Below are 22,943 nucleotides of genomic sequence, written 5' to 3'. Positions count from 1 at the left end.
TTAATCAATTGATAAATAGGGATTCAGGGGGGGATTTGCAATGTATAAAGCCTTTTGCAGTAGATAGCGTTTAAGGGGATGGTTTAGCTGGAGGCAGGAAATCTAATAGTAATAAGTTTTTAACAGCGTCACATAGAATGGTTTCTTGCTGTTCCCTGCAAAGGGGGAACAGCAAGAAAAACGGGCGGGTTATTTTCAGAACGTAATTATTGGTACGGGGTGCCCATGCTGATCCTCGACGTCATCTTCAAGCAGCCCGACTGCTGGTTCACCTCCAACGACTACCAGCGTGTTTTCCTCTGGTAGAGAAGAAGATTCCTCATTAACTACAACACTGGCTTCCACAGAAAAAGCAGGCCTTGGATGCGTTTCTTTCATGGTGGACAGTGTCGCTGTAAAGGAGTCAAACATCGTTTGCTCGGGACTCTTCCAGCCAAACAAGAAGGCACGTAGCGTATTAACGAGTTGCATCAGAATCCCGTCAGAGTTTTTGGTCAAGACCGTTTCACAATTACTGTTTTTCAAATGCGCTTTCACTTCTGTCAGGCGTCTTGCTGGAGTAAGGTGAGCAAGATCGTCGTTAGACAACATGTGTTGCATACGTCCAATTTCATCAATTTTTGCCTGGGTGTCAGGTGTTTTATCGTCTTCCTGATGCTCGATATAAGCGTTCATCTGCATGAGTGTTTCATAAGTTTTGATTGCTATATCGTAATCATTGCACTCATCCAGGAATTCTTGAAGCTCATTCTGAATGCCAGTTACCGCTTCAACAGTTCCATATTGCTCTGTCTTCATCAATTCTGATTGAAATGCTTCCATCCAAGCCAGTTTTTCTGCTCGGAGGGGATTCTCGATCGGCTTAGGATAAGCGTTTTCCTTAGCGATGAGGCCATTGAGTTGCTGCAGGGAGTTATGCAGGGCAGCATAGGCCTCTTTGCCCGCAGTATGCAGAAGTACAATCTCAGGTAAGAGGGCTTCAATCTTTTCAGCAATGGCTTTCGGTATGTCCTTGTCCATTGTAATGTCTTCGAGAAGCTTGGCTTTTTCCTTCTCAAAGTCAGGCTCAATGAGCTTTAAAAATAAGCTGGCATAAGGGCCTAACTCTTCAAATTGACTGAGTACTTCAGCATGGAGGTAATTGTCAAAGGTATCGCTCTTGAATTTTTCAACTTTCTCTGCAGCAGCCTTTTTCTCTTCAGCTAACTTGGCAGTAAAGTGTTTGACGCGCTCTTCAGCGATTCCCTGTTTCAAGGCATGCGCATTTTTCAAACCTTCCACCAACTCTTCCAGTTGGCCTTTCATACCAACAACCCCATCCTGGCCTTTCCTACCAACAATCCCATCTAAGGCTGCCTGAAAATCTTTACCCGTGCGCAACTCTCTTACGAACGAAGAGGGCCAATAGGTACTGGAAATTTGCACAAGATAAGGCTGTAATTCTGCGAAAAGGCGCAGGAATTTTTCACGGTTTTTCTTCCCTGCCTCATTATCTTCAAAAATGGTGTCCTCTTCCCAATCGATATCCCAATACATTTGTTCAAGCTTGTCATAGGTGCCTGGGTGAGAATTAACGAGACCTTGTGTACCTTGTAAATTTTCAATGGCTTCAGTTAACTCTTCTTCAGTAGTTAGAGAAGAAAGGTATGACTCACCAAATTCCTCAGCTAATTCACTGTTTTCAAGCAGATAGGGGCGCAGTTTTTGGTAATGTTCCAGCAATCTGGCCTTGATATCCAACAAGGGGGTTTCTGAATCAGTCGCTTGAGCCTTGAGGACGTCATTAGCAAGTGTTGCAAAAAGGTAGTTAATCCGGTCCGCATCCCTATGGGGCATGCCAAAAATAGCTGCCTGAACTTGAGCTGCACCTTGCGTGTCGGCCTTTATGGCGTTCAACCGCTGTTCTTCTCTGGCCAGGCGTTTAGCTGTTCCTGAGGTATCAGTTAATAAGGATAAACCGGCCTGATCACTTACCTCGGCGAAACTGGTAATAAAGCCCTCGTAAAATGCTTCGAACTTATCGCTAATGGATTTAGCCAGTGTATTGGGTTTTAGGCCCAAACGGAATTCAGCATTATCGGCAGCAGCAAGCAAATCAGCGCCTAATTCAGAGCGAATTGTATTGAGTTTGGCCATGATTATTGTACGGCTGGTTTTACCGATACCGGCTATTTCGGCTTGCAACTCATTAATAATTTGCAACGCTTTCTTTGCGGTGCGAGGGTCATAGTAGGCCAAACCGTCTAGCTGCCTGGCGAAAACTTTGGCTTTTGCCTGCCGTTCTTCTGGTGTTTGGGCCGCATGGGCGGGATTTTTGTATTTTTGCAGGTGATCGGAAATTTCATAGAGCCGTTCTGATACCAATTGCAAATAGGAGGTGGGGTAGACACTCGTAACTACAGCATCATAATACCCACTAAATTGTACGTTTATTGCTGTAAAGGAGTCACTCAGGCTACCTGCTGTCAGGCCTTGTGTTGTTTCCAATTCCGCAACAGCGGTCTTTAAGTCAGCAGTAAAATCTTTACGTACTTTTTCTAGAGAAGCCATGACCTGGTCACGGTCATCTACACCAACTCTTGCCATTTGTGCTTCTATGACGGCAATGGTTGCTGTCAGCACAATCAATGAATCTCGGGAAAGAGGTAGGCTGCTTAATGCTTCCAGGAAAGCTTTTGCTTTGGTATCGACTTCTTTTGTTGCATTACCAGGTATTGCTTTTTGTCTTTCTGCAATGGTTGCAAGTTCTGTGGTTAGTTGTCTGCGTGTATCCAGCAATCCCTGAAGCACAGTGCTATCAACACTTGCAGCGTTTGGTTGATTAAGCGAATCAACAAAAGCCTTAATTTTTATTTGTACTGCAGCGAGTTCTTGCTCTTTAGCATTTCTTTGTTCCTCTAACTGTTTTGTAGTCTGTGCAGTTTCAGGTGCTTTTTTCTGACCTAATATCTCAGAAATTTTTTCCAATTTACTCCTGAGCAGTGCTGTATCCTCAGGGTTGATAGCTAAATGAAAATGCTGTTGAACTGGTTTTTGCGCAACAGGAGGGATAGCTGGTCCTGCCAGTAAAGACTCCACTTTCTCATTTAGAACGCGTTCTGCCTCTTCATGCAGCAAAGACTCCACTTGATCTTTCAATGCGAGAATTTCATGGAAAGCTGCGACATAATCCTCTGGTGATTCCAGTGACTCAGCAAAATTGACAGTATACTTCGCATCGATTTGAGCCAGGAAAGGTTGAATCTTGGTATATTGGCTAGTAAAAAGCGGTCGATTGACAAGAGGGGTGAAATAATCCTCTTCATCAGGATACTTTTGCATTTCTAGCGCCATTGCACCAAGCGCTTCATAAACTAATGAGGAGCGGTAATTAACAATACTTGCAGCGGCATGTACCTTTGCTACCAGCGTACTTAACTCTTCCGCAGAATCTAGCTCGCTAAAATCTTCAGGGAATTCCCCGGCTAAGCTGCTTGCTTTCAGATAAGGGAGCATTTTTTTATAGGCGGCTTCCAAATCGTATTTTGCAGCAACTAACGCATCTTGCGGACGAGGGCCTATTGTATTGACCCTCATATTCCGCTCTTTATAAGCGTCAGCAATGACTTGTTGAAATTGTTTATAAGCAAGCTCAAAGTCTTTATTGGGTATGACATGGCCTGTAAGTGCTTGATAAGTCTCATCTTGCGCTGCGAGAGTAGCTACAATTAACCTTTGTTGCGCCTTAGCTGCTGCACGTGACGACTCGCTTTCTCTCGCTAGAGGCCCAGGTTGACGTTCAGCATTAGCTATTCTTTCGAGTTTGTCTTGCAGAGCAACAATGGCTTTGCATGCAGTGGCATAGTCGTTCGCAGTTTTTAAACCATCAATAAAGGATGGCGTATAACGGGTATCAATTTTGGCCAGATAAGGCTGAACTCGTTTATAATAAAAAGCAAATTGCTCCCTATTATCGGTCTGTTTAAAAAAGTCGACGTCCTCATCTTCATTTCTGTTTAACATACCAAAATCGCCATACACATAATGATGGTCGACGAGTTGCTGGACCTCACGCAACCTTTCTACGGCTGCAGTTAAAGTCTCCTCAGTAGTGAGTTTGCTTATGTAGTCCATAGCAAATTCTGAAGCCAGCTTTGTGCTTGCCAGGTGAGGATAAAGGGCCTGATATATGTCTTCTATATCCGTTTTTACGGCTAATAGAGAGGGCTGATCGTTAATTGCTTCTTCCAGCGCTTCATAAAGATTGTCAATCAAATATAATTTTTCTTCAGCACCAAAAAGTTTGAGGTAGGCTGGTGTTTTTGCCCTGCTTAATGGATCGATATTAGCAGCAACCAAATCTTGCTCGTTTTCCCACAAAGCAACAATATCCACAGGGATTTGCTCAGTAGTTGGGCTTGATTCACCGGTTGTTCTTCTTAAACTATCACCAATAATTGGTAGTGCATACAGTGGTTGTAAAAGAGCAAGATTTTCTTGAACCAATGCGTGTAACTGAGGATTACCAGCTACAGCTGACAGATTGCTCTTAAGGCCAACTACATCCATGACTAACGCATTAAATGCGTTGTACACAAAGTAAGCGCGCTGCCGAAAAGAATTTGGTGCGCCCTGTAAATTTTCCAATCCTGCCAAACTGCTTTTTAAATGGTAGACAGCGTTTATTAATTTCTTGTACAGGATTACTTCCTGGCTATCCTGATGGAAACCCTTGAACGGCAGTTGGCGGCTATTGATGGTTTTCCCGTCGAAAGATAGTTGATGCCAAATTTCAGGTGAAAGATTTTCTTTCAGGTAGGGTACCAGTTTTTCGTTTAAAAATTTATCAACATCTTTCGATAATTTTAATTCAGCCAATTGACCAAACAAAGAGCTTTTCTCTGCTTCCTTACCTTTGGCAACCAGGGGTTGTTCCTGTGTATATGCTGCTTCCTTGTCTAAATAATATTTTTTATCTCTTTGTGAGTTTTTAATTAAATCTACCAAGGTGGTGCCGATGTTGCGTTTCATAAAAGCCAGACTTTCATCATTGGCTTTAAGTGGTGTTTGTGGCACTTCACGGCTGGTTAAGCTCGTGACCAGGCGGGCATTTAACTCGGCAAAGTTATACTCAGGATGACTGGCAGCTGCTGCGAGCACATGGGGCTGGATTTGTTTATAAGCTTTACGCAATGTTTCTTTTTGAGTATCGCTTAACTCATGAAAATTGCTGGTTGGGGCAATTTTATTAGCAACTTCATCGAAGAAGTCGTTTAACGCTTTTTGTGCTATCTCAAGCTGACTCGTTTGATCCGCAAAACGTATAGCTTGTTCACGATAGTAGGTTGGCGGGAAAGCTTCAAGGGCCTCATTTTCTAAACGTATCAAGGTAGCGCTAATATCACGTTTCATGGGCGCAAAACCTTCATCGTTGGCTTGCAGTGGCTCTTCTGGTACTTCACTACTGGTTAAACTGGTAACTAAACGAGCATTCAACTCAGCAAAGTTATACTCGGGATGGCTAGCAGCGGCAGCCAGTACATAGGGCTGGATTTGTTTATAAGCTTTATGCAATTTTTCTTTTTGAGTATCGTCTAATTCGTGAAAGGCGATAGTTGGCTCTATTTGAGTTTCAATCAATGTGAAAAAATCAGTTAATGCTTTTTGGGCTGCCTGAAGCTGACTAATTTGATTAGCCAAGTGCGTGGTTTTCTTATGGGGAGAGCCATTCTGGAAAGCTACTAATGCCTCATCCTCCAGGCGCCTGCCTCTTTCAGTGGGAACGGGATCGTTCACAGGGACTACCGCTACCTCAAAAGGCTCAATATTAACATTTAACTGAGTTTGTTTTGCCTGAGCGGTATAAGTCGTGGTATCCGCGTGACTGATTGTTTTTTCAACGAAAGATTTTTTGAAAGCAGCTTGCCCGATTGCCTGTTGAATATTATTTATAACAGCCTCTTTGCACGCCATAATACTGCTAAAATGATTGGTAGAAGGCCAAAGTCCCTGGTAGGCACTACTTAGCATGCTTCGGGAAGAGCTATTGTTAAGTGCGTGGATGATTAGTTGATCCATCTCTGGGTAATGGGCTGCGAAATGAGATTGAAATTTCTTGTATTCCGCCGCTAGTATTTTCTTCTCAACAGGGCTAATTTTTCCCAAATCGGAGTTAAGCCAAGTAGAGTAGCTTCCAATTTTCTCAAAAAAGGCACGTGCAGCAGCTAATTGCATTCTAGAGGATTCTTCCTCAACACTCGCTTGGTTTAATCGTGTGAGCTGGTGTGCTTCTCTCGCCGCAATAAAGGTATCGTCCATCATAACCGTTAGATGGAGGATTGGTTCAAGTTTTTGACCGACGGCCAAGGTGTTGGTATCGCCAATTGCGTTTCGCACAAATCGTCCATACCAGGCGTCTAGATGAGAAGCAGTTGTATCAATAATGCCTGCTGCAGCAGCAATACTCTCAACTTGAGTAGCCAGTTGAGTGTAGTACTCATTCATTTGTTTGATTGCCGGCTCAGTTAATACGCCAGTTTTTAATCCCAAATTCTCTTCAGCTTGCTCTAATTCAGCGATTAATGCTGGAAAAATTTCATGCTTGATTTCATGCAATTTTTTTACGGCTTCTTCATAGGCTGTCTTTGTGAGAGGTGCGCCGGTATTTAGTAAATCTGAACTGTAGGCAATTAATTTCTTTGCTATAGAAAGATAGCTTGGAAGTAAAGAGAGAACACCACTGTTATTGGCAAGACTTTCAAGATCTCTTTTTGCAGCATTAGCGCGCTCTATCATGAAAGCTTGATAAGCCTCTGTGCTGGTAACCGCTTTAAGCTGGGTATCGGGTAGTAGTTTACTTTGCAAGCGTTCAAAATAATTGGGCAGGGCATAAATCAGGCTAGATAAGCTCTCTATACTTTCTTTATCCGAGCGGGGATTGGCAGGTAGCATTTCTACAGCGGTTGCTAAAACGGCTCCCCTGGTTTGCGAATTTGCTGAAGACGACAGCATTTTTCTTGCATTTTCAGGAACAAACTCTTCCACTTTTTTAACGGTAAATTCTTTTAATTTGTCAGCGACCAGGGCTACTCGTGGTAATAAGGCACTTATTTGTGGCCCGACGATATTTTGCACATCAGGGCTGGTATGATTAATTAATTGCAAAGTAGTGTAGATTTCGTTAACAGTTGTTCGGGTTGCTCGAACCAGTTCGATATCAATACCAAGTTGATAGCGATCTTTATGAAGATCAATCTGTTCAATAGCGCGTAAACCGACTTCAGCATGTGCCAGGGCATTGATTAATTTCTTCAGGACAGCTACTTGAGAGGGATCAGTTGGAGAGAGCTTGTAATCCCCTTTTTCATCTTTATTAAAATAGGCTCTTAATTCTGGCGAAAAATAATCTTCATTATGGATCAGCGTCTCAATATTTGTACGCACCATTTCGCAGGTGTCTGCTATTTTCAAATCTTCCCTGAGCCATAGAATTAACCATTCGTGTTTTCTTCGCGCTGTCCACTCATAGGTTGTACCGGCATAGCCAAGATAGGTTTCCAATGTTCCAGGAGTTTTTTGAGTCGTTGGTTGCTTTTCAGTTTTTAGAGGCATTTTTCAATCCAGTCACTTTATGGAAATAGTTTATCACGCGAGTATAAATCATTTAGATTAAGGTTATCTTATGCTGTAGAAGCATTAGAAGACTAACCCTTTGCTGTTATCTTCATGTTTTGTACCCGAAAAAATATTATTTATCAAAGTATTAAAAAATCCATAGACGCAGTTAGTGTGGTTAACACTGATCACCTCGCTCGCATCTATGGCAGTCTCTGACGCTTGCGTTAAATAAAACGCATGTCGGTTCATTTTTTCTTGGAATTCCGGAAAATCAACGACGTCTGCCATAGTTAGCCTACATCCTGCCTCATCGAGATTTCCCGTTTCTTGCAAATACTGTTTCAGTGCTTGCTTGTCATAAATTTTTCCCGCAGCAGTAATGACCGGTTCTTTGATTCGTTTTTTACTAATAGGACATAAAAAGAGAGCCGGATTTGCACTGAGCGGGTTTGCATAAGCCAAATCACTTGCCTGTCTGATCAATTGTTTCTTTGTTTCTGAATAACTTGTTTGTCTTTCAGTAAAGAGTCTTATATGGTCCAACAATTCAGGGAGTGGCTTCAAGTTGGATGGCTTTAAGGGCTCTCTATTCTGTGGATCTGTTGGATTCGTTGCTAATGCTTTTAAAATATTTTTTTTGTCATAAACAAAGCCACTTGGGGTATACACCGGCTCGGTCATTAATTGCAGGCTGATCGGGCAAATCAATGGTTGAGGCGCTGAGGCAGGATGAGCAGTCAATGCTGCATGCCGGGCTTGCTCAAGATAATTCTTTATCAATTGCGGAAGAGCACTACTAAAAAATACTGATAAGGGTGAGTTTGAAGCCATTTCATTCCTTCAGTTAGGTGTACACTTGCTTAACTTAGAAAACGACTTAAGCCGTTAGTAGTAGGGGTTCATCTAAGCCAAGCGAATTATTCAGAACAAGGCCGAGTTAGTTTGTTATAAAAATTACCACTCTATCTTACCTTAATTCACGGCAATTGGAAAGAAGTTAATCAAATCGTGAACTGGGGGGCGTGATGGCATTTTTTATACACGATTAAAAAATGAGATAAAGGAAAACATACAGCGGTCTATTCTTTCCTCCGAGATAGTATAGCTGCGGCAAGCTTTGCTATGATGAGTTAACAGGCCGCTTTTGTTCAAGGAATGAAAATGTTTAAAAAAATTCTTGTAAGTAATCGAGGCGAAATCGCCCTTCGTATTGTGCGGGCTTGCAAGGAAATGAAAATTTCAGCTGTTACCATTCACAGTGAGGCAGATCGGTATGCCTTATATGTCAAGCGTGCTTCCCAGTCGCATTGTTTAAGTACCAAGCCTTTAGAAGCGTATTTGAATGGTCATCGCATTATAGAATGTGCCAAGGCGGCTGGGTGTGATGCGATTCATCCCGGTTATGGGTTTTTATCAGAAAATGCTGACTTTGCCGCAGCTTGTGAGCAAGCAGGGATTGTTTTTATTGGACCTTCAGCGGCTGTTATTGCAACGATGGGCTCAAAAGTAGCTGCCAGAAAGGCAATGATCCAAGCGAATATTCCTGTCATTCCGGGAAGTGAGGATAATTTAGCGTCAATTGATGAGGCGATAGCCTGTGCTGAACAATTGGGGTATCCGGTCATGCTTAAAGCTACTTTTGGGGGGGGCGGTCGTGGTATTCGTCTATGTCATGATGCCAATCAAGTTCGCAACCAATACGCCAGGGTTCAGTCAGAGGCTGGAAAAGCGTTTGGTGATACTCATCTTTTTATGGAAAAATTTATCTCTAATCCACGTCATATTGAGGTACAAATTCTTGCCGATAACTACGGCAAAGTCCTGCACTTGTTTGAACGAGACTGTTCCATCCAGCGTCGCCATCAGAAATTGGTGGAAGTTGCCCCTTCCCCCTTATTGGATGATAAAACGCGAGAAATTCTTTACGAGTATGCTGTCAGGGCAGCGACAGCCGTAGGATATACCAATGCAGGTACAGTAGAATTCATTCTGGGTGAAGACGATCAAATGTATTTTTTAGAAATGAACACCCGCTTGCAAGTGGAACATCCTGTAACAGAGCAAATAACCGGTATTGACTTGGTACAGCAGCAAATTCTGATTGCTGCCGGAGAAAAATTACCGATGACGCAGGAACAAATTACGCGTCGCGGTTTTGCGATTGAATTCCGCATTAATGCTGAAGATCCGCAAAATGATTTTCTACCCAGTTTTGGGCGAATTACTCGTTATTACGCGCCCGGTGGGCCAGGCGTTCGTACCGACAGTGCTATTTACACCGGTTATACTATTCCGCCGGATTATGACTCATTATGCGCGAAGCTCACTGTGTGGAGTCTTGATTGGCCTTCGGTTTTGCGTCGAGCAGCCAGAGCATTGGAGGAGATGCGTTTGTTTGGTGTGAAAACTACTATCCCGTACTATTTGGAGATGCTTAAGTCAGAAGAGTTTCAACGGGGTTTGCTGACGACTACACTCATTGACAGGCATCCGGAGTGGTTACGTTATTCTAATAAATCCCTACCGCAACACAAGGCAGCGGTGATTGCAGCAGCTATTGCCACTTACAATCAAAATTAGCGCTTATAGAAGAAGTAATTCAACAAAAATGCAGGGTTAAAAATAGCATTGGAGTCCGGATTAGGATGTTGACCCGGCTCCCATGCGATATAGTCTGTAGCTGCAAGCTTCTATTTTTTATACAAGATAGGCTTTTCTAGTCTTGAACGCTTTCAAGTGAATAATTATCGATTAAACGGATATCCCCGATTAGTACAGCGACAAAGCGTCTATTTTGGTAATCCTCAAGGTATTCAACCAGGATGTTGTTGCTGGCCAGTTCTGCCAGGAGAGCGTCACGAGATTTCTGTTGATGAAAAATTCGCGCAAATTTTTCGGCTTCCTGACGCTGTGTTTGATTGAGACGATTATTGCGTGAACTGTAAGCTAAACCACTTGCTTCACGAATAGTAGGGCAGGCTTTGATCGCTACATCCATAAAAAAAGCCTTGGCCATATTACGGATTAACAGGTATTGCTGATAGTCTTTCTCGCCAAAATAAGCACGCTGGGGTTTAACCAGATTGAGTAATTTCATTACTACAGTCAATACACCATTAAAATGCCCTGGCCGATGTTTTCCTTCCATCAATTGGCAAAGCGTGGTTTCCTGCAATTGATAGCGATAATTATCAGCATATATCTCTTGTTCGGAAGGTATTAAACAATAATCAACCCCCGCTTCTTCTAATAAATCAAGATCGGCTTCCAGAGTGCGGGGATAATGTATGAAATCATCGGGACGATTAAATTGCGTAGGATTAACAAACAAACTGGCGACAGTATAATTATTTTCTTGTTTACTAGCGGCAAATAAAGAGGCATGGCCAGCGTGTAAATTTCCCATAGTGGGAGCAAAGCCAATTGAATGAGTCGTCGGAAGGGAACGACGAATGGCTAGCCATTCATCAAGATGGTTAAAAATCTGCATGAAATACTCCTAAAAACAATGAGGTATCAGATTTGTTAATGCTTATTCTTGCGTGGCCCCCCACGTTACCACGTAGTGGGGGCTCTCTTGTTAAAAAGCATGTTCGACGGCTGGAAATTGAGCCTGCTGCACTTCCTGGACGTAGGCGTTAATCGCAGTCAACATCACCTTTTTAATTTGCGCATACTGCTTTAGGAATTTAGGTCTAAATTCCGTTTGCAGGCCAAGCAAATCATGCCAAACCAAGACTTGGCCATCGGTATGGACGCCGGCTCCTATCCCGATTGTAGGAATGGTGAGTGATTGGGTAATCGCTTGGGCTACTTGTTGGGGAACGCATTCAATGACAAGCGCAAAACAACCTGCTTTTTCCAGCTCTGCAGCCTGTTGTAGCAGATCAGCGGCTTGCTTTGTTTCTTTGCCTTGTACTTTATAGCCGCCAAGTTGGTGTATGGATTGTGGCGTTAAGCCAATATGACCTACAACAGGAATACCGGCATCAACTAAATAAGCAATTGTTTGACAGGTATCCTGGTCGCCGCCCTCAATTTTGATGGCATGGGCACCTGCTTGCATAAGTTGCCTGACATTGCTAATCGTTTCTGCTCGGGAGAGACGATGGCTTAAGAAAGGCAGATCGGCAATTAAAAATTGTCTCTTCAGGCCGCGTGCAACAGCTTGTGTATGCATGACCATCATTTCTATCGTTGCCATGATCGTTGTTTCGTAGCCGTGCACAGCCATAGCGACTGAATCACCGACTAACACACAATCAACATCGGATTCATTCACAGTGCAGGCCGAAGGATAATCATAACAAGTGATTACACTGATCTTTCTTTTTTGTTGCTTTTTTGCTTTGAAATCTTGAATTTTCATACGGTACCCCCTCGGTTGAAGGTAGGCGCAGAAAAAATAGAATAAACTAGAAATAACACTGGTACCTGTCGCATGGATCAAGTCCTCCATTGATTATGTTAAAGGTTGTTAACATTTTATCTTGGTACTTATGCCTTGATTTTCTGTGCTCGTCTCGCTGCGATACTTGAAAATCAAGGCATAAGCACTCAAGCTGGCAAAATGTCGGCAATCCTGTAAAAGGGTCACCGCTTATCAAAATGACTAAGTCGATGCTTACAGGAGCTTGATTTTAAAGAACGCGCATGAAATTACAAGATGCGCTATGATTTACTTTTTAGTAATTCGGGTTTTTTTATGACTTTAGTGAACAAATTAAATACGATTGGAGAACATCCTTTTATTTTTTCCGGACTGGCTGGCCAATTGGAGGCGGTATTAACAGTACCTCCTAACAGGCACGAATCTTATGTGGCGTTGTTGGGCCACCCGCACTCCTTGCAGGGGGGAACCATGAATAATAAAGTGGTGACAACCATGGCACGTGCATTTAAGGAAATAGGCATTCCCAGCCTTCGCTTTAATTTTCGTGGCGTAGGTCAATCAGAAGGAAGTTATGATGCTGGTATTGGTGAAAGTAACGATATGCTGGCATTGATGCGCCTTTGGCAGCAAGAAAAACCAACGGCTCGTTTTGTGTTAGCCGGATTTTCTTTTGGCTCCTATGTTGCCTATCGGGCGGCGGCACAAAGTGAACATGAGTTGCTTATTACGGTTGCCCCACCTGTACACCATTATGATTACCGCGAATTTACTCCGTCACCTGAGCCCTGGTTAATTATGCAAGGTGATGAGGATGAAGTGGTGCCCTTGTCATTGGTACTTGATTTTGCGGCACAATCAACACCACCTTTATCGGTTACCCGGTTTGCAGAAACAAGCCATTTCTTTCATGGTAAGTTGCTTGAGTTTAAAGATCAGCTAATTAAAGGGATCAGTCATGCAGGACTTAAATTATGACTGTAATTAGCGAATATGAAGCGGCTATTGCCAGTGGCGATATCCAGGATGACTTGATGCAGCGTAAAGTCTTGCTGGCGATGCAACGGCTTGCAGAGGAATTACAACCTCCGAAGCGGACCTGGTTTCGTCGCCGACAGAAACACGATATTAAAGGGTTATATATTCATGGACCAGTCGGTGTGGGCAAGAGTTACTTGATGGATTTGTTTTATCAACAAATTGGTGAGCGTAAGAAAGCACGCTTTCATTTTCACCATTTTATGCAACAAATTGATGCTCAATTAAGACGTTTGCAAGGACAAAAAGATCCTTTACGTCGTATAGCGGCTGATTTTGCCAAAAGAACGCGGTTACTGTGTTTTGATGAGTTTCTAGTCCATGATGTGGCGTATGCCATGATTCTTGCTGAATTACTCCAGGCTTTTTTTGCGCAGGGAATAATCCTGGTGGCAACCTCAAACACCTGTCCCGACGAGTTATATTTGAATGGGGTTCAGCGCGCACGGTTTTTACCGGCAATTGCCTTAATTAAATCACGTTGCGAGGTAATTAGCCTGGGTGATAAAAAGGATTATCGCTTGGGGCGAGATCCTTTGCAGGAAGCCTATCTTTATCCACTTGGCGCCGCTACCGATAAGATTTTAAACGAGCAATTTACTGCAATTGAGCAAAATAGTGTATCGCAGGGCAATCTGACGGTACAAACGCGGGATATTCCTTTTGTTAAATGTGGTGAGCGGGCAATATGGTTTGATTTTAAAGTGATTTGTAATTTGCCGCGCAGCCAGTTGGATTATTTGGAAATTGCTGATCGTTTCGATACGGTTTTTGTTAGCGATATTCCGGTTTTAACAACCAATGATACCGTGTATGCGATTCTGCTGGTTCATTTTGTTGATGTGATGTATGACCGCGGCATCCGGCTAGTTATTTCTGCAGCAGTGCCTTTGCCGCAACTTTATGTGCAAGGTGAAATGAAGGATTCGTTTAAACGTACTTTAAGCCGTTTACAGGAAATGCAATCAGTCGATTATGTCAGACGCCATCCCCGGCGCCAGGTGCAAAATTTACTGGGTAGCTCGCCCTTTACTCAGGAACAGGAGACCGCTGGTCAAGGTAAGAAAGCTAAAAAAAGCGACTAAATAATTAAGGGCTGTTGATCTTTCTACTATCCAGGCCCGAAAAGCATTGATTGCCTGTGCTTCGCTGCTCATGACGCTCCTATAAACGGTGTGCCGCGATGCTCGTTAATCAGTGTTTTTCGATCCCAGCTTGCAAAAGGGAAGATCATTGACGAGCGTAATGGTTATTTTTTTTCTAAAATGAGAATGATTCTCGATATCATTTGTGTTAAACTTGTACTTCTATCTGTTTTTGAATTGGAATGATGCGAATTACTGAATTGGTAAAGGGTGATCATGTTCGTTTGGTTGATTTTGGCCAGACCGACGCCGTTTATAGACGTAAATTGTTATCTCTGGGCATTACTCGCGGTGTAGAGCTGGCAGTAATAAGAGTAGCCCCTTTGGGTTGTCCAATTCAAGTCGAAGTACGTGGTACCTCGTTAACCCTGCGAAAGGAAGAAGCTGGTGAGTTAATATGGGAGCGTTTATGACTCATATTTTGTTAGCCGGTAACCCTAATTGTGGTAAAACGACTTTATTTAATGCCTTGACCGGGGCTAATCAACGGGTAGGAAATTGGCCTGGTGTCACGGTTGAAAAAAAAACAGGCTCCTATATTTTATCGAATCAAACGATTCAAATTACCGATTTGCCTGGGGTGTACTCGTTAACTTCCTCTGCAAGTGGCTCTAGTCAAGACGAACAAATTGCAGCAAAAGCAATCGCTAATCTTGATACGGATCTCATTATTAATGTGGTGGATGCTTGCCATTTAGAACGCCATCTCTATCTCACCAGCCAAATCCTTGAGTTGGGTAAACCGGTCATTGTTGTCCTTAATATGATGGATATTGCCAAGCAACAAGGCATTAGTATCGATACAAAAGCATTAGCCCAGCAGTTAGGTTGCCCTGTAATTCCTATTCAGGCCCATAAAAAAATAGGCCTGGATGGGTTGAATCAGGCCATTGATAAAATTCCTCCTGATAGCCAGGAATTATCATTAGATTTACCGCCGATAGTGCAAGAGTCATTAACTGTTCTGGAACAGAAATTAATAGCACAGGGCTTTGATTCCCGCCTGGCCAGCTATTATGCCCACAGGGTTTTGGAGGGTGATAATACGCTTTTATCGGATGATTTGGTCAATACGTTGATGATACCTAAGGAGGATGAACTTGATATTGTGTTCGCTGATGCACGTTATCAAAAAATACATCAGATAGTTGCTCGTGTACAGAAAAAGGGCAGTGATAGTAGCGAGCATTTCACAGCAAAGCTTGATCGCATCGTTTTACATCGTTATTTTGCTTTGCCTATATTTTTCGCAATGATGTACCTCATGTTTCTCTTTGCGATTAATGTGGGGGGCGCATTCCAGGATTTTTTTGATATCACAACGGATACTATCTTTGTTCAAGGGAGCGCCTGGCTGTTAGCACAAATGCATGCGCCAGATTGGCTTACGGCTTTAATTGCCGACGGAGTTGGTAAGGGCATTAATACGACATTGACCTTTATCCCGGTTATTGCAGCGATGTTTTTCTTTTTATCCTTGTTAGAAGCTTCCGGCTATATGGCTCGAGCCGCTTTTGTTGTCGATAAGGCAATGCGAGCTTTGGGTTTGCCTGGGAAATCATTTGTGCCTATGATCGTGGGCTTTGGCTGTAATGTCCCAGCCATCATGGCTGCACGAACACTGGATTCGGAAAGGGAGCGCTTATTGACCGTTCTAATGAGCCCTTTCATGTCCTGCAGTGCCCGTCTGGCTATTTATGCCGTTTTTGTTGCAGCCTTTTTCCCCACTGGGGGGCAAAATGTGGTGTTTTCTCTCTATTTGATTGGTATCTTGATGGCAGTGCTCACAGGCTTTGTACTGCGTCAAACCACCTTGGGCGGCAAAGCATCGCCATTGATTCTGGAATTGCCTGCTTATCATAAACCGTCCTTAAAGCGTTTGTTGAGAGAGACCTCTCTGCGCTTACGGTACTTTGTTATCCGCGCAGGTCGCTTAATTGTTCCTGTCTGTGTGGTTTTAGGTGGTTTGAATGCATTGACTATACATGGTGGTATTAGCACAGGTGAAGCGAGTGCCCAGTCTGTGTTGTCTTTGCTAGGTCAATGGTTAACTCCCTTTTTCGCGCCAATGGGCCTGCAACAGGATAATTGGCCTGCTACGGTGGGTTTATTAACTGGTATGCTGGCGAAAGAAGTCGTTGTTGGTTCCTTGAATTCGCTTTATGCTCAACTTGGGCATATTGGCCAGGCCAGTGTCTCTAATTTTGATTTTTGGGCTTCTTTACAAATGGCAGTCTGGTCGATTCCGCAAAATTTGGCGGATTTGGGACATGCCTTGTTAAATCCCATTGTTGCCAGTGCGCCAGATGGTGAAATGTCGCAGTCTGTTTATGGAATGATGGCTCAACGCTTTGATGGGCAAGCGGGGGCTTATGCTTATTTGCTGTTTATTTTGCTTTATATTCCCTGTGTTTCAACAATGGCGGTGATTCGCCAGGAGGCCAGTCGCTCATTGATGTGGTTCTCCATTATCTGGTCCTTTATTATTGCTTATACGATGGCGGTTATGTTTTATCAGTTCGCAACGTTTTCGGTTCACCCGCAACAATCAATCATCTGGATTTTACTGATGTTGGTTTGTGTTGGGCTTGCTGTGGGATTTTTATTTTACAAAAAATCGGCTTCTGGAGAGGCGCATGTTGCTTCAAATTCGTGAATATATACGCCGTATGCGCGTTGCCAGTAATCAACAAATAGCGCGGGAGTTTGGGCTTGATATTCAAGCGTTGCAACCCATGCTGGAGCTCTGGCTAAGAAAAGGGGCTATTGCCTGCTGCCAGGAAAAATCAGCTTGCCAAAGCAGTTGTTTTAAATGCAAAATTCAACCGCCGATCTATTATCAATGTCTTGAATAGTTCGAATAAACGCTTTTTTGTCACTTATTTTACATTTTCTTGAGCGTTTTGGCCGTGCCCCATTCCTCATTTTGGGCTAAGATAGAGTTATAAAAATTGATAACCGGTACTAAGAATGCCTGATAATGAACAAAATTCTGAAATTGATTTTTCAGAACTTGGCGCGGAAGTCCAAAGTAGAGTTATAAGTGATTATGAGGATAATCCACTGGGGAGTGTGGAGGATGTTTACCAGTTATGGTGGCATTGGGCTGATTTTGAATTAGCGGTTATTACGCCGACGATTGAGCCAATATCTCCGCCTGTCATTCTTAATCCCGAGCCTTTACCTGATTCCAGTGAGCTGGAATTTGTCTATCCAATTTATGATCATGGTTTTAAGTTAGTCACTTCCAAAGCGCAGGAGATGTATTCTGCCGGTATGTCGATGTGTAAATTATTTTACACTATCGAAAAAATGATTTATTTGCTGGTTGAGCGATTAAAGACTGGCGGTATTGATGCTGAAACAGAGGTGCAGGTTGCTTTTGCTGGCCACGAGCTTGCACAGCGTAAGGCCTTTGAGTCGGTAATTAATTTGAATTTTAATGTTGTAGTCACCAATTTTGATCCCGGACTTTGGGGCGAGCGTTATCTGCAAATAGTAAAACGACTCGCTGATAAAGGCTATGGTTATCCCACAGAGGCTCCGCGCGCGAGTTTCCGCCAGTCTCATGGCTCAGCTCGAGTGACCCCTCGTTAAACTCAAAGAGCGGTTTTGGGATTTATCCCAATTTATCGGCTGAGATTAATTCAGTTTTTGTCCATCGTAAAACGAATGTTTGTGGGTTTTGCCACAATAGCAGCGCGCCTAGCATTGCGGGTATTAATAGAATGAGGCGCATGATAGCTTGTAATAAGCGGGGATTGCCTTGCTCGGTAATAATCGCTAAACGCCAGGCACGCATTCCAATCGTTTTTCCCCCACAACAAATGGACAGTAAATAATAAATTAAAAAAATTGCCAGGAGGCTGAATTGATACCAGCGTGAGGCAGGCGGAATGGCTACACCATGGTTGATACAAAGGCAAACAGCGGTAAAGGCAAAAAACAAAGCGAGTAGAATAAATCCATCATAGAGCTGGGACGCTAAATATTTAAATAACAACATGATGTTTCCTTTAAGATGGTTCACTCATGGCCTTTTTGCCAAGGGCTACTTGCTCCAGGCAGTCAACATAAATTTGACTTAGATCCAGACCCGAATAAGGGTTTTTTTTAAGAGTATCCCAATGTCCCTCTTCATAAGCAACGACTGTTGCAAGCAATTCTCCCAGAGGGCCTTTATGGGCAGTCAGTGCTAATTTGATTTCGTCGGTCAGGGTAATTTTATCGACAAGATTACTCATAGGGCTATCCATTAAGCTATCTAATACAGAAAGTAAACCGGTAGTATAGGCACTTTGTGGGCAAAGATTAGACTGTGTTTCAGCCAGTTTTTGTGCCATTTGTGCCCGGATTAACCCTGATTCAACAAGCTCCAGTGGTTTTTGGGAAATATTGGTCATTGATATAACCATCACCCAGTTTTTTAAATTTGCAATGCCTAGCCGTACAACGGCTTGTTCAATCGATTCAATAGCCTGGAAACCAGAAAAGGCAGCGGAGTTAACTACTTTTAACAGTTGATAGCTTAACACCGGATCGGTTTGAATTAACTCCACGATCGTTTCCATGTCAGTCTCTGCCTGCTGTAATTTACTGATTAACTCCAGGAGATTAAATTTATTCGCTGCAATTTCTGTATTTTCCGTTTTTTGGGTTTGGAAAAGAAAATTGCCGCAATAGTAGTCCATTGCCATGGTCTTACAGTGTTCAAAATTCGTATATTCACTAAGTCCATAGGCAATCACTTTACGTTGCCGATCTTGACTGAATTTGACTACTTTAGTCAGGTTAGCTGTTTGCATCAAATGTTCACTGAGGGCAATGTATTCGGCAAAATTCAGCCAGGCCAGCTGTTCAGGCTTATCAATCACCAGGGCAAATGTGGATTTGGATGTTTCTAGTTCTGCCCGTGGACAAATGGTATCAATATCGATAGCCGCCAGTTTTAAAATAATGGGATTAGCAATGGGTGCCTTCGCCTGCTCAATTAAAAATTTAAGCGTATAGGGGATAAAAACGAGTAGATCTTTCTCTGTATTTGCGAGTATGGTTGTAAAATGCTCGAATAAATTTTCATGTTCCTTTGCTTGCTGATTAGCGATAATATCCACAGCCACACATTTTAATTGCTGATTATAAATGGGGCGCTTGATGAGCATGGCTATGGTCCCTATAAGCCGTGTAATAGAAGCATAGTATGAGTATAGCCGCATAGCGAAAAACTGTTTACAGAACAACGGCATGCTGCGTATGGGGGTGGAGTATTTTTTTTATACAGGGCTTGCCCTTCTTTGACTGTTGACTATCAAGCAATATGTGTAAAAATAAGCTTATTGATACTTATAATAGTCATTTAATTCACCTTCGTGAGCTTGAACTTTGCGCTAAAAAAACAGAGTGGTATACTGCGCACGTTTTCAATTTTGAGTGGGCTGGGTGATTTTGCCCAAGGGCTGATTATCGGCTTATTTATGCTATATTTATAAACGTTTTTCTCTTAAGGAAGATTTTTACAGTGAACCAAAAAAGACCAGTAAATCTTGATTTGGCGACGATGAAATTTCCAGCAATGGCAATTGCCTCGATTTTACATCGTATATCCGGGTTGGTATTGTTTCTCTTGTTGCCGTTCATGCTCTATTTTCTTAGCATGTCGCTTAACAGTGCTGAAACTTTCTCCGAGTTGCATAAGCTACTTGCCAGTCCTTTTAATAAGCTTCTATTATGGGCTTTTGGTGCCGCATTAGTTTACCATTTGCTTGCAGGTATCCGCCATTTGCTTATGGATTTAGGCTTGGGTGAGGATGTTAGTGCAGGTCGTCATAGCGCTATCTTTGTTATTGTTTTGGCTGTAATTCTGACAATTTTTCTAGGAATCTGGATATGGTAACCAATGTAACAAGCTTAACTGGTAATGGTTTAAAGGATTGGTTAATTCAGCGGGTAACCGCAGTTTATTTTGCCGCTTATTCTTTGTTTTTATTAGGTTATTTACTTTTGCATCCACAACTGAGTTATGACCAATGGGCTACTCTGTTTCATTGTATCTGGTTTCAGATCGCTAGCATCCTTGCTTTGTTTGCACTGAGTTTGCATGCTTGGATAGGCATCTGGACTGTAACCACTGATTATATGAAGTGTACCGCTCTGAGGCTTACAATTCAGATGCTGGTTGTCATGTGGCTGCTAGGTCAGTTTATTTGGGGCTTAATGATTGTGTGGGGGCGATAAGCATGGCATTTGCACGTAACAAATTTGATGCAGTAATTATTGGTGCGGGCGGTGCCGGAATGCGTGCTGCTCTACAATTGGCCAATTCAGGGTTAAAGGTTGCTTTGTTATCAAAGGTGTTTCCTACCCGTTCACATACGGTGTCTGCACAGGGAGGAATTACTGCTGCGCTTGGTAATGCTGATGAAGATGATTGGCGTTGGCACATGTATGATACGGTGAAAGGTGCTGACTATATCGGTGATCAGGATTGCATCGAGTATCTTTGCAAAACAGGACCAGAAGCCGTTTATGAGCTTGAGCATATGGGCTTACCCTTTTCACGTATGGACAATGGCAAAATTTATCAACGTCAATTCGGCGGCCAATCCAAGAATTTTGGTGGTGAGCAAGCCGCACGTACTTGTGCAGCGGCTGATAGAACCGGGCATGCTTTATTGCATACGCTTTACCAGCAAAATTTAAAAGCTAAAACCCATGTGTTCAGTGAATGGTATGCGCTTGATTTTGTCAAAGATGCCCATGGTCGTATCGCAGGTGTTACGGCAATGTGTATCGAAACGGGTGAAGTGGTTTTTTACCAAACCCGCGTATGTATTCTTGCCACAGGTGGTGCCGGTCGTATTTATCAATCAACTACCAACGCCCTGATTAATACAGGTGACGGTTTTGGTATGGCTTTACGCGCAGGTCTGCCTTTACAGGATATGGAAATGTGGCAATTCCATCCTACCGGGATTGCCGGAGCAGGTGTATTAGTCACTGAAGGGTGTCGTGGTGAGGGTGGTTACCTCGTCAATAAAGATGGCGAGCGCTTTATGGAGCGTTATGCGCCACGAGTAAAAGATTTGGCATCACGCGATGTGGTTGCCCGTTCAATGGCGTTGGAAATTCGCGCGGGGAAAGGTTTTGATCCTAAAGGGGTTGATCACGTTAAACTGAAACTTGATCATTTGGGCGCTGATTTGATTATGTCACGCCTACCCGGCATTCGCGAGTTATCAATGAAATTCGCTGGTGTTGATCCTATCGTTGAACCAATACCTGTCGTTCCCACATGCCACTATAGCATGGGTGGAATCCCTACCAATATGCATGGTCAGGTGTTAACCCGAAAAAATGGCAAGGAGTCTCTTGTTGAAGGACTTTATGCTGTCGGTGAATGTGCTTGCGTTTCAGTACATGGCGCTAACCGTCTGGGTGGAAACTCTCTCCTGGATCTCGTTGTTTTTGGTCGTGCTGCAGGTATTCACGTAGAAGAGATGTGGCAATCGAATCAAATGCCGGAAATGCCTTATATTTCTGAGGATGATATCGCTGCGTCTTTAGAGCGTTATAATCGTTGGGAAAATTCAAAAGAAGGTGAGAGCGTTGCTGTTATTCGTGATGAAATGCAACGGGTCATGCAAGAAGATTTCGGTGTTTTCCGCACAGGTGAAGTAATGACTTCAGGCTTGCATCGATTGGAGGCTTTACGTAAGCGCTTGGCTAATGCCTATTTGGATGACAAGAACAAAATATTCAATACTGCACGCATTGAAGCGTTAGAATTAGATAATCTCATGGCAACAGCCTGTGCTACGGCTCAATCAGCGCTTACACGAACGGAAAGTCGTGGTGCGCATAGCCGGGAAGACTATCCTGAGCGTGATGATAAAAATTGGATTAAACACACGTTATATTTTGCGGAGGGTGATGTTATTGATTTTCGCCCAGTGAATGTATCGCCTAAATATATCGCGCCATTTGAGCCGAAAGAACGTGTTTACTAGAGAGGATATGCCGTGGCTGACACTAGAAATTTAACCCTGTCGATTTATCGTTACAATCCTGAGAAGGATACCAAGCCTTATATGCAGGATTATGAAATACAGGTTCCAGTTAAAAGCGATCCGATGCTGCTTACTTTGCTTGAACGGTTAAAAGCAGAACAGGATCCAACCATTACGTATCGTCGCTCTTGCCGTGAAGGAGTTTGTGGCTCTGATGGTATGAATATCAATGGTACTAATGGCCTGGCGTGTATTACGATAGTTTCGCAGTTGAAAACAGACAAAATTGTTTTGCGGCCTTTACCAGGATTTCCTGTAATACGTGATCTGGCAGTTGATCTGACGCAATTTTATCAACAATACGAGCGTATCGAGCCTTACCTGCAAAATGACAGTGTTGCTCCTGCCCGTGAGCGGTTACAGTCGCCTGAAGAGCGGGCACAGCTCGATGGTTTATATGAATGTATATTATGTGCATGTTGTACAAGTTCATGCCCATCTTTCTGGTGGAATCCAGATAAATTTGTCGGTCCTGCCGGACTTTTGCAGGCGCGACGTTTTTTGGCAGATAGTCGCGATACAGCCAAGCAACACCGTTTGGATAAATTACAAGATCCTTTCAGTGTTTTTCGCTGCCGTTCAATCATGAATTGCGCGAATGTCTGTCCGAAGGGACTCAATCCGACGGAAGCAATTGCTAATATTCGTAAGCAAATGCTGACTCAGGAAACTTGATAGCGATTTTGTTGTTGCCCCGATAAAATTCGG

At 43.1% G+C, this 22,943-nt stretch carries 17 protein-coding genes; 11 read left to right on the top strand and 6 right to left on the bottom strand.

Annotation, left to right across the window (positions count from 1 at the left end):
- Window positions 1-195: 195 nt before the first annotated feature.
- Entirely contained in the window at window positions 196-7,590 is a 7,395-nt protein-coding gene (locus tag Lfee_RS03215; protein ID WP_058443847.1) for a hypothetical protein, read from the bottom strand.
- 84 nt (window positions 7,591-7,674) lie between these two features.
- On the bottom strand, window positions 7,675-8,427 hold the full coding sequence (locus Lfee_RS03210) for a U-box domain-containing protein (protein ID WP_058443846.1): 753 nt from the start codon (window positions 8,425-8,427) through the stop codon (window positions 7,675-7,677).
- A gap of 330 nt (window positions 8,428-8,757) precedes the next feature.
- Between Lfee_RS03210 and Lfee_RS03205 the strand changes: the two genes are divergently transcribed.
- Window positions 8,758-10,176, top strand: coding sequence for an acetyl-CoA carboxylase biotin carboxylase subunit (locus Lfee_RS03205; protein ID WP_058443845.1), 1,419 nt, complete (start codon window positions 8,758-8,760; stop codon window positions 10,174-10,176).
- 136 nt (window positions 10,177-10,312) lie between these two features.
- On the opposite strand, the gene panC is transcribed toward Lfee_RS03205, so the two are convergent.
- A complete protein-coding gene (gene panC, locus Lfee_RS03200; protein ID WP_058443844.1) occupies window positions 10,313-11,086 on the bottom strand; it encodes a pantoate--beta-alanine ligase in 774 nt (257 codons plus the stop codon).
- 90 nt (window positions 11,087-11,176) lie between these two features.
- Window positions 11,177-11,965: a 3-methyl-2-oxobutanoate hydroxymethyltransferase gene (gene panB / locus Lfee_RS03195; RefSeq protein WP_058443843.1), complete on the bottom strand. Its 789-nt coding sequence runs from the start codon at window positions 11,963-11,965 to the stop codon at window positions 11,177-11,179.
- 336 nt (window positions 11,966-12,301) lie between these two features.
- On the opposite strand from panB, the gene Lfee_RS03190 reads away from it, so the two are divergent.
- The 6 genes from Lfee_RS03190 (at window position 12,302) to Lfee_RS03165 (ending at window position 17,766) form a co-directional block, all read left to right on the top strand.
- Window positions 12,302-12,964 carry an alpha/beta hydrolase gene (locus Lfee_RS03190; RefSeq protein ID WP_058443862.1) on the top strand — a complete coding sequence of 221 codons (663 nt, stop codon included), beginning with the start codon at window positions 12,302-12,304 and terminating at the stop codon, window positions 12,962-12,964.
- Window positions 12,961-14,109 carry a cell division protein ZapE gene (gene zapE, locus Lfee_RS03185; protein WP_058443842.1) on the top strand — a complete coding sequence of 383 codons (1,149 nt, stop codon included), beginning with the start codon at window positions 12,961-12,963 and terminating at the stop codon, window positions 14,107-14,109. The genes Lfee_RS03190 and zapE overlap by 4 nt, the downstream gene beginning before the upstream one ends.
- A 245-nt stretch (window positions 14,110-14,354) precedes the next feature.
- Window positions 14,355-14,582 (top strand): FeoA family protein, encoded by a 228-nt coding sequence (locus tag Lfee_RS03180; protein WP_112854864.1) that lies wholly within the window; start codon window positions 14,355-14,357, stop codon window positions 14,580-14,582.
- A complete protein-coding gene (feoB, locus tag Lfee_RS03175; RefSeq protein ID WP_058443840.1) occupies window positions 14,579-16,825 on the top strand; it encodes a Fe(2+) transporter permease subunit FeoB in 2,247 nt (748 codons plus the stop codon). The genes Lfee_RS03180 and feoB overlap by 4 nt, the downstream gene beginning before the upstream one ends.
- Window positions 16,806-17,024, top strand: a complete 219-nt coding sequence (locus Lfee_RS03170) for a FeoC-like transcriptional regulator (RefSeq protein WP_058443839.1) — start codon at window positions 16,806-16,808, stop codon at window positions 17,022-17,024. Before feoB ends, Lfee_RS03170 begins: the two co-directional genes overlap by 20 nt.
- Window positions 17,025-17,139: 115 nt before the next feature.
- On the top strand, window positions 17,140-17,766 hold the full coding sequence (locus Lfee_RS03165) for a hypothetical protein (RefSeq protein WP_058443838.1): 627 nt from the start codon (window positions 17,140-17,142) through the stop codon (window positions 17,764-17,766).
- A gap of 22 nt (window positions 17,767-17,788) precedes the next feature.
- Here the strand turns inward: Lfee_RS03165 and Lfee_RS03160 are convergent, their stop codons facing one another.
- Window positions 17,789-18,175, bottom strand: a complete 387-nt coding sequence (locus tag Lfee_RS03160; protein WP_058443837.1) for an RDD family protein — start codon at window positions 18,173-18,175, stop codon at window positions 17,789-17,791.
- Between the two features lie 10 nt (window positions 18,176-18,185).
- On the bottom strand, window positions 18,186-19,331 hold the full coding sequence (locus Lfee_RS03155) for an EAL and HDOD domain-containing protein (protein WP_058443836.1): 1,146 nt from the start codon (window positions 19,329-19,331) through the stop codon (window positions 18,186-18,188).
- Between the two features lie 356 nt (window positions 19,332-19,687).
- Here Lfee_RS03155 and sdhC point away from each other — a divergent pair, with 356 nt between their 5' ends.
- Genes sdhC through Lfee_RS03135 form a run of 4 tightly spaced genes read left to right on the top strand, consistent with a single transcriptional unit; the run spans window position 19,688 to window position 22,910 of the window.
- Window positions 19,688-20,062 carry a succinate dehydrogenase, cytochrome b556 subunit gene (gene sdhC, locus Lfee_RS03150; RefSeq protein ID WP_058443835.1) on the top strand — a complete coding sequence of 125 codons (375 nt, stop codon included), beginning with the start codon at window positions 19,688-19,690 and terminating at the stop codon, window positions 20,060-20,062.
- Complete coding sequence (gene sdhD / locus Lfee_RS03145) at window positions 20,056-20,403, top strand: succinate dehydrogenase, hydrophobic membrane anchor protein (protein WP_058443834.1); 348 nt, start codon at window positions 20,056-20,058, stop codon at window positions 20,401-20,403. The genes sdhC and sdhD overlap by 7 nt, the downstream gene beginning before the upstream one ends.
- Window positions 20,404-20,405: 2 nt before the next feature.
- Window positions 20,406-22,175 carry a succinate dehydrogenase flavoprotein subunit gene (gene sdhA, locus Lfee_RS03140; protein WP_058443833.1) on the top strand — a complete coding sequence of 590 codons (1,770 nt, stop codon included), beginning with the start codon at window positions 20,406-20,408 and terminating at the stop codon, window positions 22,173-22,175.
- A gap of 12 nt (window positions 22,176-22,187) precedes the next feature.
- Entirely contained in the window at window positions 22,188-22,910 is a 723-nt protein-coding gene (locus Lfee_RS03135) for a succinate dehydrogenase iron-sulfur subunit (RefSeq protein WP_058443832.1), read from the top strand.
- Window positions 22,911-22,943 lie beyond the last annotated feature (33 nt).

Origin of the sequence: Legionella feeleii, from assembly GCF_001467625.1 — a bacterium.
Taxonomy (GTDB): Bacteria; Pseudomonadota; Gammaproteobacteria; order Legionellales; family Legionellaceae; genus Tatlockia; species Tatlockia feeleii.
The sequence above is the reverse complement of the archived record's forward strand: the minus strand, read 5'-3'. Positions and strand labels throughout refer to the sequence as shown.

What these genes read in the sequence shown, in the direction of transcription:
- Lfee_RS03215 (WP_058443847.1), bottom strand. Translation starts at nt 7,590, where the DNA reads ATGCCTCTAAAAACTGAAAAGCAACCAACGACTCAAAAAACTCCTGGA.
- Lfee_RS03160 (WP_058443837.1), bottom strand. Translation starts at nt 18,175, where the DNA reads ATGTTGTTATTTAAATATTTAGCGTCCCAGCTCTATGATGGATTTATT.
- Lfee_RS03165 (WP_058443838.1), top strand. Translation starts at nt 17,140, where the DNA reads ATGCCTGATAATGAACAAAATTCTGAAATTGATTTTTCAGAACTTGGC.
- Lfee_RS03210 (WP_058443846.1), bottom strand. Translation starts at nt 8,427, where the DNA reads ATGGCTTCAAACTCACCCTTATCAGTATTTTTTAGTAGTGCTCTTCCG.
- sdhD (WP_058443834.1), top strand. Translation starts at nt 20,056, where the DNA reads ATGGTAACCAATGTAACAAGCTTAACTGGTAATGGTTTAAAGGATTGG.
- feoB (WP_058443840.1), top strand. Translation starts at nt 14,579, where the DNA reads ATGACTCATATTTTGTTAGCCGGTAACCCTAATTGTGGTAAAACGACT.
- Lfee_RS03190 (WP_058443862.1), top strand. Translation starts at nt 12,302, where the DNA reads ATGACTTTAGTGAACAAATTAAATACGATTGGAGAACATCCTTTTATT.
- zapE (WP_058443842.1), top strand. Translation starts at nt 12,961, where the DNA reads ATGACTGTAATTAGCGAATATGAAGCGGCTATTGCCAGTGGCGATATC.
- panB (WP_058443843.1), bottom strand. Translation starts at nt 11,965, where the DNA reads ATGAAAATTCAAGATTTCAAAGCAAAAAAGCAACAAAAAAGAAAGATC.
- Lfee_RS03180 (WP_112854864.1), top strand. Translation starts at nt 14,355, where the DNA reads ATGCGAATTACTGAATTGGTAAAGGGTGATCATGTTCGTTTGGTTGAT.
- Lfee_RS03155 (WP_058443836.1), bottom strand. Translation starts at nt 19,331, where the DNA reads ATGCTCATCAAGCGCCCCATTTATAATCAGCAATTAAAATGTGTGGCT.
- Lfee_RS03205 (WP_058443845.1), top strand. Translation starts at nt 8,758, where the DNA reads ATGTTTAAAAAAATTCTTGTAAGTAATCGAGGCGAAATCGCCCTTCGT.
- sdhA (WP_058443833.1), top strand. Translation starts at nt 20,406, where the DNA reads ATGGCATTTGCACGTAACAAATTTGATGCAGTAATTATTGGTGCGGGC.
- panC (WP_058443844.1), bottom strand. Translation starts at nt 11,086, where the DNA reads ATGCAGATTTTTAACCATCTTGATGAATGGCTAGCCATTCGTCGTTCC.
- Lfee_RS03170 (WP_058443839.1), top strand. Translation starts at nt 16,806, where the DNA reads ATGTTGCTTCAAATTCGTGAATATATACGCCGTATGCGCGTTGCCAGT.